The following is a 12400-nucleotide window of genomic DNA, read 5'->3' on the forward strand; positions in this document are numbered from 1 at the left end:
CCCTTTCACCCTGAAAAGAGATCACCGTCATGTTTCAGAAAAAATCATCCGTCAAAACAGCCTGGGCCTCGTTACGGGGCGGCTTTTTCGCAATCGGCTTTTTCAGCCTTGTTCTTAACCTCCTGATGCTCGCCGGTCCGCTTTACATGCTGCAGGTCTATGACCGCGTACTGACCAGCCAGAACATGGATACCCTGATCGCCCTGACCCTGCTGCTGGGTGGCGTGTTCATCGTCACCGGCCTGCTGGACCTGATGCGGGTGCGTATCCTGAACCGGCTGGGTGCGCGGTTCGAGTTGAAGATCGGCGCGCCGCTGCTGCGGGCCTCGATCCGTCGCCGCCTGCAGGGCAAATCGACGGCCACGGACAACCCGGCCGCAGATATCACCGGTCTGCGCGATTTCATCTCGGGCCCCACGCTGATCGCGTTTTTCGACGCGCCGTGGATTCCGATCTATCTGGCGGTACTTTACATGCTGCACCCCTATCTGGGCGCGCTTGGCCTTGCCGGAGCGCTGACCCTTACAATTCTGGCCCTGATCAACAACGCGCGCGCCGCTGGCGTCATGCAGGACGCATCCCGCGCGCGCAGCAGGTCCGACGCTTTGTTCACCGCAAGTGAGCAAAATGCAGAGCTTGTCCAGGCAATGGGGATGAATGGTGATCTCGCCCGGCGTTGGACAGCTCTGCAACTGGAGGCCCATACGCTGAAGACCCACGTGGCCGACCGCATCGCCAGTTTCTCGGTTCTGTCCAAGACGATCCGCATGGCGCTGCAATCGGGCATGCTGGGTCTGGGTGCGGCACTGGCCATTACCGGGCAGGCCACAGCGGGGGTGATGATCGCCGCCACCATCGTGCTGGCCCGGGCGCTGGCCCCGATCGACCAGTTGATCGGCCAGTGGCGCGGCTTTCTGGCTGCGCGCGGGTCTTACAAGACCCTGCGGACGTTGGATGAAGCCTTCCCGGAACACCCCAAGCGCCTGGCCCTGCCGCGTCCGCAATTCTCGATCAACACCGTGATTGCGCAGGCTGGCCCGCCGCTGGCACGCAATGCCACCATCGGAGACATCGAGTTCGCTCTGTCCGCAGGGGACGTGATGGCCGTGATCGGCCACAGCGGCTCGGGCAAGAGCACATTGGCGCGGATGCTGGCCGGCATCTGGATGCCCCAGCGCGGCGCAATCCGGCTGGATGGAACCCCTATGGCGAAATGGGAGCCGCAGGATCTGGGCCAGATGATCGGCTATCTGCCGCAGGACGTTCAATTGTTCGACGGCACCATCCGAGAAAACATCGCGCGGTTCGCAACCTCGGTCGATGACGCCAAAGTGTTCGAGGCCGCCGTTGCCGCCGATGTGCACGGTCTGATCAGCAACCTGCCCGATGGCTATGACACGCAGCTTGGCGATGGATTCCACCTGTCGGGCGGCCAACGGCAACGCATCGCTCTGGCGCGCGCGCTCTACAATGATCCGTTCATTCTGGTGCTGGACGAGCCGAACTCGGACCTCGACGCGCAAGGCGAACTGGCGCTGCGCAACGCCATCCGCGCCGCCAGCGCCCGCGGGGCTATCACCTTTGTCATGACCCACCGCCCCAGCACGCTGGAGGCCGTCAACAAGATCCTGACGCTGAACAAGGGCATGCAGACCGGCTTTGGCAACAAGGAAGCCATGCTGCGCCCGCGCCAGACCGGCCTGCCGCCGCAGCAACACACGCAGATCGCGGCGCGCAATCCGCAGCCGCCCGCCCGGAAAGGAGCCGCCCAATGACGCTCGCAGTTTACAACAGCCGCGATCAAAGTGTTCTGCATCTGGAAGATTACAGCCGGGCCGGGCAAAAACCCCCGGGTTCGGGCATCAAGGGCTTCGTGATCCTCGGCCTGCTGATCGTGGCCGGTTTTGTCGGCGGCTCGGTGTATTGGGCCGCAACCTCGAAACTGGACGGCGCCGTGGTCGCCCCCGCCTCGTTCGTGGTCGAGGGCAATCGCAAGACGGTCGAGCATCTGGATGGCGGTATCGCGCGGCGCATTCTGGTCGCTGACGGCGATCTGGTCGAGGCCGGGCAGGTTCTGGTCGAACTCGACAGCACCGATCTGGACGTCAATCTGGACGTGATCATCAGCCAGTTGGCAGAACTGACCGTCCGCCGCGCCCGTCTGGTGGCACAAATCCGCGATGAAGAGCGTTTCGACCGCGCGGACGTCACCCGGATGATGCGCGTCGAGATGGACAGCGGCGACTGGCACGGTGCGTTCCTGACGCAGAAGCTGTTATTCGACGCTGAAATCCGGACGCGGACAGCGGAACAAAACCTGCTCGACCAGCAGATCGCCAACCTGCGGGACCAGATCGCAGGGCTGCAGGCCCAGCGGCAGGCCAATACCCGCCAGATGGACATCACGCGCGAAGAACTGGGCAATCTGGAAACCCTGCAGGCCAAGGGGCTGGTCGCCGCCAACCGCGTGAACAGCCGCCGGGTCGAGATCGAACGTCTGACCGGCGTCGCGGCCTCACTGACCACGCAAGAGGCGCAGGCCCGCAACCAGATCAGCGAGTTGCAACTGGCCAGCATCGGCCAGCAGACCCAGCGGGCCGAGGCGATCTCGACCGAACTGGCGCAGGTCGAAGCGTTGCTGGCCACGCTTGAACCGCAATATGTCGGCGCTGCCGAGCGGCGCAAACGCGTCGCGATCACCGCCCCGGTCAGCGGGCGGGTTGTCGGCCTGACGGTCTTTACCTCGGGCGGCGTCGTCCGCCCCGGCGAGCCCATTCTGGACATCGTGCCCGCAGATCAGCCATTGATCGTCGAAGCGCGGGTGAACACGGCGGACATTGAAAAGCTGTTCGTCGGCCAATCCACCCGCGTGCGCCTCTCGGCCTTCGATCAGGGCGAGGTGCCCGAGGCCACCGGCAGGATCACCGATATCTCAGCCGACAGTCTAAAGGACGACCGCACCGGGCAACCCTATTATCTGGCACAGGTCAAGCTGGATCAAAGCCAGTCAGACCGTATCGAGACGCTGGAACTGGTGCCAGGCATGCCAGCGGATCTTTTCGTCAACACCGGCGAGCGCACCGCGCTGAGCTATCTGGCCCAGCCCTTACGGGACCGGATTGCCCGCACGTTCATTGAATAGCGCTGCGTTGTCGGAGCGGCGGGCTTTTTCACCCGCTCTCCGGCCACATTCTCGGTTCATCAGGCCTCGGTCCGGTCGCCGTTGCCCGAGAGATTCGACACAGACCGCGACGAAAACCCGGTTCTGCGTGTATGATCGACCCTTATTTGCAGCATCTATGGGGGTTGAAGGATGAGCGTGACTGAAAACGGTGACTATGTCCCGGGCAACCGTCCCGACGAAAACATGGCAGACGCCGAGTGGCAACGGGGAGAACGCAGGATGTCGATGTATTCGATGATCCTGTCGGCGGTGTCCGTCACGCTGTCCTTCGGCCTTGGCGTATTCATTTACATCGTCGAGGAATGGGACGAGAAATTCGAACGCAGTGTCAGCGAGGTGGACCGGGTCTACGATCCGAAATTCTCGGACGCGCTGACGACCGTGCTCGAGGCGGTTTACAAGTTCTACGAGGACCCCGAGAACCAGAACCTCAGCGCAAGCGAGCGCTACGTCACATTCTGGCGCGAGGCCGATGTCGACCGCGAAATGCTGGTTGTGCTGCCCAGAATTACCACGATCGCAAACTGCGTTGAGCGCGACCAGTGCTATCCCGAAGAGGTGTACAACCGGTTTCCGGAAATCACCCTTCAGGCGATCTATTTCATGCGGGAATTCATCTGGCCCGACTTCGAAGACGACGAAGGGGACGTGGACGAAGGGTGGTCCATCGGATCGACGGACTACACCTTTCTGGCCAATATGTGCCAATGGACCATGACCAAATACGGCGATTTCCCATTGTGGAGCGCGCGACACGAAGACATGCGCTCACCGGATGAACCGGCCCCAAGCCCATGTTTCGAGCCGATAGAATTCACTAAATAACCTTTGATTTTATCGCGGAAATTCAGTCATGTGATCCAAATACGCTTTCGGACAAGGCACAATTTACCAAAGTCATTTCAGGGCACAGAATGGACCACGCAAAGACTGACGGCCGTACGACCCGCGATCCGGAGCAACGCAAGGGCTATGCTGTCGGGACGCACAGAATTCGCCCCCCGGCCCAGACGGTGGCCGATCTGATGCCGCTGCTGGCGCAGGCCGGGATCACGCGGGTTGCCAATATCACCGGCCTTGATCGCATTGGTATTCCGGTCGTGTCCGTCAGCCGCCCCAATGCCCGCTCGCTTTCGGTGTCCCAGGGAAAGGGCCTTGACCTTGATGCCGCCAAAGCGTCGGGGATCATGGAGGCCATCGAAAGCCACCATGCCGAAAACATCGACCACCCCCTGCGCCTTGCGTCCGAGCGAGAGATGCAGGCGCAGTTTCCGGTCGTTTCGCCCTCGACCCTGCCGCAACTGCGCGACACGCGGCACGACCCGGAAAAACAGGTATTGTGGATTGAAGGCACAGACCTGTTCCGCCAATCCCCGATCTGGATGCCGTTCGAGGTTGTGCATACCAATTACACCGTGCCGACCAAGGCGGCCACCGGGTGCCTTGTGGCCTCGTCAAACGGCCTCGCCTCGGGCAACAGCACCGCCGAGGCCATCATTCACGGCATCGCCGAAGTGGTCGAACGGGATGCGATGACGCTGTGGAACCAACTGCCCGAAAGCGCCATTGCCTCAACGCGGGTGGATCTGAACAGCGTCGCGAACGAGGCCTGCCGGGCGCTGCTTGCCAAGCTGGATGACGCCAATTTCAAAGTAGCGGTCTGGGACATCACCAGCGATGTGGGGCTGCCGGTCTTCTACTGCCTGATCGTGGACGCCGAGCGCCGCAACGGGCATTCGGGCGCGGGGGCCGGGTGCCATACCTCCGCCGATGTCGCCATGGCCCGCGCGATCACCGAGGCGGTTCAGGTGCGCTGCAACTACATCGCCGGGGCGCGCGACGACTTGCTGCCGGACGAATACGGTCAGGACAGTCAGCAGGCCAAGCGGGACAGGGCCGAATGGCTGATGAGCCTGCCGACCAGAAGCCCGCGCGCGCTCAGCTCGATTGCAAGCTGGCAGAACGGCACGCTGGACGCGGACCTTGAAACTATGCTGGCGCAACTCTCTGGTGCCGGTCTGGATCGCGTCGCCTGTGTGGACCTGGGCAAGCCCGAGTTTAACCTCGGTGTGGTGCGCATCGTCATACCGGGGCTTGAGGGCCCGGATGACCACCCCGATTACACGCCGGGCCAACGGTCGCTGGCCCAGCGGGGGCAACCGGCATGACCGCATGTGTATTCTCCGGCCCCACCCTGTCCGCCGACGAGATCAGGGCAGTTTCCGAAGCCGAGGTGCTGCCCCCCGCCGCGATGGGCGACGTGATCGCCGCGGTCAAGCGCGGCTTCACCCGGATCGGCATCATCGACGGCTATTTCGAGGGCCAGCCTTCGGTCTGGCACAAGGAAGTCCTGTGGGCGATTGATCAGGGCGTCACCGTGTTCGGCGCGGCCAGTATCGGTGCGCTGCGCGCGGCCGAGCTCTATCAGTTCGGCATGATCGGCGTGGGCGAGATATTCTCGGCTTACGCCGAGGGTGAGTTGGAAGATGATGACGAGGTCGCCCTTGTTCACGGCCCGGCAGAGCTTGGCTATCAGCCTTTGTCTGAGCCCATGGTGAATATCCGGCTGACCCTAGCCAAGGCGGTGGAAGACGGCGTTCTGTCGCCAGAGGTCGGCAGGATGCTGACCGATGACTGCAAGGACCTGCATTTTCCGAACCGAACCTGGGCAAACCTGCTGGAAAGCGCATCGCAACGCCTGCCCGGGAAGGACCAGTTTGATCGCCTGTCCGGGTGGCTGGCCGACAACAAGATCGACCAAAAGAAACGCGACGCGCATGAGATGCTGCGGGCGATGTCGCAGGCGGATGCGGTCAGCGAGGCCAATTGCCACATGCAATGGACGGTCATGTGGGACAAAGCGCTGCAATGGCGGGACGAAACCCACACGGATCACAGCGGCGTATTGGATGAACTACGCCTGTCGCCGGACCAATTCGCGAATATGCGGCGTCGGGCGCTTGCGCGGGTTCTGGCCTCGGACGGTTTCGCGGTCGGAACCGCCTCGGGCAACGATATGTCCGCCATGCTCAGCAGACTGCGCCGGGAACAGGGGTTATACTCGCTCTCCGCGCTGGAAAGTTGGATGGCGGACAACGCTTTGACACCGGACGGGCTGGAACGGCTGCTTGCCACCGACGGCGCGCTGGATGCGGCAGAAGAGGCTGCGGGCACCGCGCTGGACGACGCGATGATTGACGAATTGAAACGCGCTGGCCGGTTTGCGGCCGTGTCCAAACGCGCGCAGGCAAAGCGCGAAGCTTTAGCAACCGATCAATCGACAAGCACGGGACCGCCGGGCCGCGCGCTGCTGCTGGACTGGTTCATCCGCGACACAGGCACCGCGTTCGACCCGGAACAGCCTGACATTCTGGCAGATGCACTAGCCCTGCCGGATGCCGAAACGCTTTGTCGTCTTGTCGCCGATGAATTTCTGTTTCGTAAATTGCGCAAAAGCGGGGATACTGACGGCAGGACTTCTGCGCCAAGTGAATTTTAGCACTCGGTCTATTGAGGGGCTGAATTGAATGGATCACCATCCCGGCACGCGTTTCCTGCTGTTTCCGCAACTGCCCACCACGCAAGAGGGGCGGTTCGCCGAAACGGTCTGGGTGTCTTCGCCCGCAGGCTCGGTCGGGCCGGGTCCAGCGGATGACCGGCTCTATGTGGTGGATCCCATCGGCAAGGAACTTCCTTATGGCTTCTATCCTGGCCCGAACGGGATGCCGGATCATTTCAAGCCCCCCTGGGACGGCCAAAGACATCCACCCGCCCTGCCGGACGAACAGGGGCATTTCGATCATATCGACTTTCACACCCGCGAATTCGAACAGGCCCACGCCTTTGGCTGCGTCCGCTTCACGCTGGACATCTGGGAGGACTATTTCGGCGGACAGATTCCGTTTCATTTCCGCGCGGATTACGACCAGTTGGAGATCATTCTGCTGGAGAACTTCGACAATGCCTATGCCGGGTTCGGCTCGATCGAACTGGGGTCCTACAAGCGCAAGAACGGCGACCTGATGGATTTCGCGCTCAGCTTCGATGTGATCGCGCATGAGCTTGGGCACCTGATCGTCTACAGCGCCGTCGGCATGCCTGACACGGCGGATATGGATGGCGAACAGTTCGGGTTCCACGAATCCGCGGCGGACATGGTGTCGCTGATTGCGCTGATGCATTTCGAATCCGCGCGCGACGACCTGTTGGAAAAGAGCAAAGGCAACCTCTATTCCTTCAACCAGCTCAACCGCTTTGCCGAGGTTTCGGATTTCGAACAGCTGCGTCTGGTGTCGAACGATTCAAACATGTGGCAGTTCGAGCAGGGCTGGACCAGCGAACATGACCTCTCGCAACCCCTGACAGCGGCGTTTTTCGACATTCTCGTCGATGTGTTTCACGAGGAACTGCTTGCCGCGGGTCTGATGAGCGACGAGCTCGAGGATCTGTCCGACCGGCTTGAGGACGATCCCGGTTACCACGAGATCCTGCAGCCCATGTTCGATGCCAGCTACGCCCAATCGCCCGAGGGTTTTGCCGATGCTCTGGACCGCGCCCGGGATTATCTGGGGCACGTCCTGGCCCTGACATGGGTGCGCCTGCCGGCAGTTCCGACTTACGCGGACTTCCGGCACGTTATGACGGGTGCGGATGAAACGCTGACCGGTGGCCGTTTTGGCCGAATCATCGAAGTTAACATGGCCCGGCGCGGAATCGGCATCGTATCCGCCGGCCCAAGGCAGACCCCGCCGGACGAAGAAAGCCACGCGTTTTCCGACCGAACCTATGTGCCTGAAAATACATCGTTTCGGCCGCACAAATGCACACCCTACCGAACCCGCTATATGCTCGCACGCGGCGGCTAAAGGGGCGAAAATGAAGGAAAACCTTGTTTATGAATCAAAACTGCCTCAGGCTGTCGCCACTGTTCGCAAGGTTACAATTATTTCAAATTGATAATGGGGGGTTATCACAATGACCGAGAGCTTACTTAGTCTTTCCAAAGTCGTCCTGTTTGGCCGGGTTGTTTCGGACCTCAAGTTTGAGATCACCAGAGACAGACCCGTAGAAGACAAGGAACAACACCCGGGCGACAGCGATGCCTTTGGTGAACCACCCACTCTGGGCGGCAATAGTTTCCTGCTACGACAATTGTTCCGGTATGCAGAGAATGACGAGCGCATCGCACAATTCGCGAGAATTTATTGCTATAGCTATGAATCCCATATCTATGAACTTGCGCGGCCTCAGATCTTTTTGGTGCACGGTGACGGAACGCTCGTCGAGGGACCTAAAGGGGATCTTGAGACCCGATTTGCACGCACTCCGGGCAACCTTGACCGAACCGGCCTTGAAGCGCGCGGTTGGTCGTTCGCCGATGACATGAGGGCGTGGGCCTTTGACAAAGGCGACTACTCGATCCGATTTGACCCGAGTACCGGCCCGCTGGAAGATATTCTGCTCGCAACAGAAGTGAGTGACCCGGCCTATAGCGGTGGCAAGGCTTACAGCGGCGGCAAGGCCTATAGTGGCGGCAAAGCTTACAGCGGCGGCAAGGCCTATAGCGGCGGGAAAGCCTATAGCGGTGGCAAGGCTTATAGCGGCGGGAAAGCATACGGTGGAAACAACGATTAGCACCTGAGACTGTCAAATTTTCTTCAACTTCGAAAACAGGTTGGATGTGAAATGAGTGACTACGACGAAGTTATTCGCGAAATGAAAAACCTATGCGAAAAAGTTTCTGAGGCAAACGCCTTGGGCAAAGAAGCTTTGCCTGTGTTGCGCCAATTGGTGCAGGTTGCCATTAGCGCAACTGAAAATGATGACCCAGTACAAATCAAACCCAAGCGGGCCGAGGACAATCTGGAAATTCTGCGGAAGTCGGTTAGCGATAGCAGGCCACGATATGAAAATGTCCCTGTCCATGGAATATTCAATGCATCTCAGGATGTGACAACAACCGTGCATCTTCTCACAAAGGAAGATAGTGCCGTCTACCCCTTTCTAGAAGTCGTAGGTGTTGAAGTCGAGGGCAGCAGGTTGGACCTCGAAATTCGGGTGAACAACAAGTTGGAAGTAGTGCCCGATGACCCTGACGACGCGCGGAATTTCATAACGGTCGGCCAACAGATAATACTCCGGGTCGATCAGGACGATTCCACACACCCCAGAGCTGAGGCGCTTCATTTCGTAGTCACCGATTCATCTGGCAACTACTGACCAGCCCCTTGTTCGCCGGTTTTTTTGACGCCTAAAGTCATATAATGCTTCGTCTCATCCGAATGGGTGATCTCAAATCCCTCGCGGGTATACAGGCTCCGCGCCGGGTTTCCCTTGATCAGGTCCAGCCGTAACGGAAGCCCGCGCGCTCGGGCTTCGGCGATTACGTTGCGCAGCAGGCGTGTGCCAATGCCCCGGCGCTGGTACTGCGCAAGAATGTGGAACTGATCCAGATTCATCGCGCCATCCGAAATCGTGACCTGCAGATACCCGATATCGGTGCAATCCAGCCGCGTGACGCAGATTTCCTCGGCGTCGAAATACCTGTCGAATGTCGCATCGACCCGATCGGCATCCCATACGCCCAGCGTGGTCAGCAGCGGCTTCATGCAGGCCAGATACAACTGGTGACAAAACGCGCGGTCAGCCGGGACGCCCGGGCGCAGATCAACGCGGGACGGGCGGCTGTTGACCGCCAGCGAAAACGGCTGGGCGTGAATGGGTATCTTCATTTCAGCCCCGCCAGTTTCAGCCCGGCCATAAGGCGCTCTCTGGGTTCGGGGTTTTTGTCCGGCGGGACCTTGCTCCAGTGTTCTATTGAAAATTCGGGGTGGCTGGCCAGCAATTCGCGCGCCGAGCGCATCGCAAGCTGGTTCTCACCCATCAGCGCGTAGCTTGCGGTCAGCATCCGGTGCGCCTCGGTCCGGTCGCTCATCTGGCTAAGAATGCGGATCGCCTCGGCATAGTCGGATTTGTCGAAATGCGCCTCACCCAGATGCCACAGATACCAGTCCGGATAATGCGGGTTCAGCGACATCGCCTTTTTGATCAGTTCAATGGCACGATCCGGGTTGCCGCAGACGCTGACCGAATGCCCCATCTCGGCCAGCACATCGGCATCGTTGGGGTTCAGTTTGATGGCGCGCTCGTAGGCACCAAGCGACTGGTCGTATTCGCGCAGGTAAATTAGCGCGCTGCCCACAGCGGCGTGCCCCCTTGCGTCGGTCTGGTCCAGTTTCACGGCACGTTCGGCCTCTGCCAGCGCATCCCGCAATGCCGCGTCCGGCGGATCGACCCAGTGAAAACGCCAGGCGTCGTTCAATGTCCGTGAAATGCCGACATAGCTGCGGGAAAAGGTCGGATCGGCCTTGCGCGCCTGTTCGAACAGCCCGCGCGCATGGACATTGTTAAGACGCGACGGCCTGCCATAAACCGATCGCCCGCGCAACAACAGGCCATAGGCCTGCAACTGATCCTCGCCCGCGCTGACCGAGCGGCGTATCTCGGCGCTTGTAACCTCCTGAGACAGGCGCGCGGCAATAAGCGAGGTCAGTTCCGTGCGGATCGAGAACACGTCCTCGATCACGCCGTCAAACCGCTCGCCCCACAGCGACTGGCCAGTGGTGGCATCCAAAAGCTCGACATGGACCATGATGCGCCGGTCGCTGCGCAGCAGGTTGCCCGCGATCAGATAGGTGACGCCCAGGCTGTCGGCGATCTCAGACGTGGTCTGCATCGACTGGTCGAACATCGAAGACGACCGGTGCGCAATGACGTGCAGGTCATGAAACCGGGTCAGGTTCGAGATGATGTCCGCCGTGATCCCCGAACAGAGATGGATATTCGCCGTATCACCCGAGGTGTTTTCGAGATCCAGTACGGCAACCGAGTTTGGCGAGGGCGGCGGCGAATTTCTCTGCAACTCGCGCAGGCGAATGCCGGATGACGCGGCAGGCGCGTCCAGCATGACCTCGAAGACATTCACGAATTGCCTGAGGTTCTTGAGTTTCTTTTTCCCAAGCGGCTGCAGACGGACATCCGTGCTGTCCGTGATCTGCGCCTTCACATCTTCGCTGATCAGAATGCCACCCGGCGGTGCCAGGCTTTGCAGCCGCGCGGCGATGTTCAGTTGATGGCCCAGCAAGCCGTTGCGCGTTTGCAGCAGATCGCCAAAGCTCAGCCCGATCCGGAAGGCAATCGGCGACTCGCCCGAGTTCCAGACGCTGTCATTGCTCATTTCCCGCTGCACCGACACGGCCAGATTCAGCGCGTCATCTGCGCTTTCAAAAAAGGCCAGCACGCCGTCGCCGGCGATATGCTCGACCGACCCTCCGTAATCCACAATCAGGGAAGAGATCAGTTCGATCGCGCGCTGGGTGCGCTGTACGGCCCTGGCTTCGTCGCGTTCGATGATGGTCGTGTAACCACAGATATCCGCGAACAACGCCGTTACTGTTTTTGTACCTTCACCAACCATTTCACCGTCTCGTCCTGAATTAAGAACGGGTTTTTCCGTCGGCACAGACGCTACCATGTCTGCCCGGGCTTGCGAACTGTTTACTTGAGCAGACGGAACCGACGTCGCGTTTCGGATCGAAACAGGGTTTTATGCTTAGTTAACAACCCCAAAAGGTCTACGGCATTCGTTCGTTCAGCGCAGTGCCGATACGTCCAGTAACCGCTGTTCCCGTGTCATTTCGAACCTTTGTTCATCGCCAGCCCGTTCCACCTTTACATCCAATTTTTTCGCACGTTCAAATCGATCGAAATAAGCAAATTCAATTGTGTCCAGCGCGCCGATATCCTGACATTGGATCACGTATTCTGCCTGAAATTCCGAATGCGCCGAAGTCTCCGGATCACTCTGTTGCGTGGTTGATACAGTATCACCGGCAGAGTTGTCAGCGACCAAGGTCACATTCGCGGACTTGGTAAAACATCCGGCCTGCTCAGGCACCAGAAACAACTCCAGCGGTTTCGAAAGGTCCGAGATGGCAACCGCGACCGATGCCCGGTCGTCGTCATTGGCGGCAGCGTGCTCGAACCCGACGACATCAAACCCCGGAACAACCAGGGACAATGCGTATTCAGCCCCGGAAAAGGTGACATCAAGCGTGCCGGTTCCGTGCTGATGCTGCGATTCCGCTTGCGTGGCCTGAACGGCAAAGGCCGAAGCACACAGGGCCAAAGCAAGAAAAACTGTCCTCATTAACGCGT

The 12400-nt window shown here is 59.9% G+C and carries 11 protein-coding genes; 8 read left to right on the forward strand and 3 right to left on the reverse strand.

The features are described from left to right. Positions 1–29 precede the first annotated feature (29 nt). From ACR0EZ_RS10170 to ACR0EZ_RS10205, 8 genes are all read left to right on the forward strand, one after another. The gene (locus ACR0EZ_RS10170) at positions 30–1775 is read left to right on the forward strand and encodes a type I secretion system permease/ATPase (RefSeq protein WP_480612635.1); all 1746 of its coding nucleotides are present in this window, start codon (positions 30–32) and stop codon (positions 1773–1775) included. Further along, the gene (locus ACR0EZ_RS10175) at positions 1772–3142 is read left to right on the forward strand and encodes an HlyD family type I secretion periplasmic adaptor subunit (RefSeq protein WP_480612636.1); all 1371 of its coding nucleotides are present in this window, start codon (positions 1772–1774) and stop codon (positions 3140–3142) included. Before ACR0EZ_RS10170 ends, ACR0EZ_RS10175 begins: the two co-directional genes overlap by 4 nt. Before the next feature lie 171 nt (positions 3143–3313). Beyond that, positions 3314–4009, forward strand: a complete 696-nt coding sequence (locus ACR0EZ_RS10180; protein ID WP_480612637.1) for a hypothetical protein — start codon at positions 3314–3316, stop codon at positions 4007–4009. Positions 4010–4098: 89 nt separating this feature from the next. Continuing rightward, complete coding sequence (locus ACR0EZ_RS10185; RefSeq protein WP_480612638.1) at positions 4099–5352, forward strand: YcaO-like family protein; 1254 nt, start codon at positions 4099–4101, stop codon at positions 5350–5352. Then, positions 5349–6683: a TfuA-like protein gene (locus tag ACR0EZ_RS10190; protein WP_480612640.1), complete on the forward strand. Its 1335-nt coding sequence runs from the start codon at positions 5349–5351 to the stop codon at positions 6681–6683. The genes ACR0EZ_RS10185 and ACR0EZ_RS10190 overlap by 4 nt, the downstream gene beginning before the upstream one ends. Positions 6684–6711: 28 nt before the next feature. Beyond that, on the forward strand, positions 6712–8049 hold the full coding sequence (locus ACR0EZ_RS10195) for a gluzincin family metallopeptidase (RefSeq protein WP_480612642.1): 1338 nt from the start codon (positions 6712–6714) through the stop codon (positions 8047–8049). A 109-nt stretch (positions 8050–8158) separates the two neighbouring features. After that, positions 8159–8818: a hypothetical protein gene (locus ACR0EZ_RS10200; RefSeq protein ID WP_480612644.1), complete on the forward strand. Its 660-nt coding sequence runs from the start codon at positions 8159–8161 to the stop codon at positions 8816–8818. Positions 8819–8869: 51 nt separating this feature from the next. Next, positions 8870–9403 carry a hypothetical protein gene (locus ACR0EZ_RS10205; protein ID WP_480612646.1) on the forward strand — a complete coding sequence of 178 codons (534 nt, stop codon included), beginning with the start codon at positions 8870–8872 and terminating at the stop codon, positions 9401–9403. Here the strand turns inward: ACR0EZ_RS10205 and ACR0EZ_RS10210 are convergent. The 3 genes from ACR0EZ_RS10210 to ACR0EZ_RS10220 form a co-directional block, all read right to left on the reverse strand. Next, complete coding sequence (locus ACR0EZ_RS10210; RefSeq protein WP_480612648.1) at positions 9397–9915, reverse strand: GNAT family N-acetyltransferase; 519 nt, start codon at positions 9913–9915, stop codon at positions 9397–9399. The genes ACR0EZ_RS10205 and ACR0EZ_RS10210 overlap by 7 nt on opposite strands. Continuing rightward, entirely contained in the window at positions 9912–11660 is a 1749-nt protein-coding gene (locus tag ACR0EZ_RS10215) for a tetratricopeptide repeat protein (protein ID WP_480612650.1), read from the reverse strand. The genes ACR0EZ_RS10210 and ACR0EZ_RS10215 overlap by 4 nt, the downstream gene beginning before the upstream one ends. A gap of 174 nt (positions 11661–11834) precedes the next feature. Next, positions 11835–12392, reverse strand: a complete 558-nt coding sequence (locus ACR0EZ_RS10220; protein ID WP_480612652.1) for a ZrgA family zinc uptake protein — start codon at positions 12390–12392, stop codon at positions 11835–11837. Between the last annotated feature and the right edge of the window lie 8 nt (positions 12393–12400).

It is taken from the genome of Ruegeria sp. AK4 (genome assembly GCF_056541025.1).

What these genes read in the sequence shown, in the direction of transcription:
- ACR0EZ_RS10170 (WP_480612635.1), top strand. Translation starts at nt 30, where the DNA reads ATGTTTCAGAAAAAATCATCCGTCAAAACAGCCTGGGCCTCGTTACGG.
- ACR0EZ_RS10175 (WP_480612636.1), top strand. Translation starts at nt 1,772, where the DNA reads ATGACGCTCGCAGTTTACAACAGCCGCGATCAAAGTGTTCTGCATCTG.
- ACR0EZ_RS10180 (WP_480612637.1), top strand. Translation starts at nt 3,314, where the DNA reads ATGAGCGTGACTGAAAACGGTGACTATGTCCCGGGCAACCGTCCCGAC.
- ACR0EZ_RS10185 (WP_480612638.1), top strand. Translation starts at nt 4,099, where the DNA reads ATGGACCACGCAAAGACTGACGGCCGTACGACCCGCGATCCGGAGCAA.
- ACR0EZ_RS10190 (WP_480612640.1), top strand. Translation starts at nt 5,349, where the DNA reads ATGACCGCATGTGTATTCTCCGGCCCCACCCTGTCCGCCGACGAGATC.
- ACR0EZ_RS10195 (WP_480612642.1), top strand. Translation starts at nt 6,712, where the DNA reads ATGGATCACCATCCCGGCACGCGTTTCCTGCTGTTTCCGCAACTGCCC.
- ACR0EZ_RS10200 (WP_480612644.1), top strand. Translation starts at nt 8,159, where the DNA reads ATGACCGAGAGCTTACTTAGTCTTTCCAAAGTCGTCCTGTTTGGCCGG.
- ACR0EZ_RS10205 (WP_480612646.1), top strand. Translation starts at nt 8,870, where the DNA reads ATGAGTGACTACGACGAAGTTATTCGCGAAATGAAAAACCTATGCGAA.
- ACR0EZ_RS10210 (WP_480612648.1), bottom strand. Translation starts at nt 9,915, where the DNA reads ATGAAGATACCCATTCACGCCCAGCCGTTTTCGCTGGCGGTCAACAGC.
- ACR0EZ_RS10215 (WP_480612650.1), bottom strand. Translation starts at nt 11,660, where the DNA reads ATGGTTGGTGAAGGTACAAAAACAGTAACGGCGTTGTTCGCGGATATC.
- ACR0EZ_RS10220 (WP_480612652.1), bottom strand. Translation starts at nt 12,392, where the DNA reads ATGAGGACAGTTTTTCTTGCTTTGGCCCTGTGTGCTTCGGCCTTTGCC.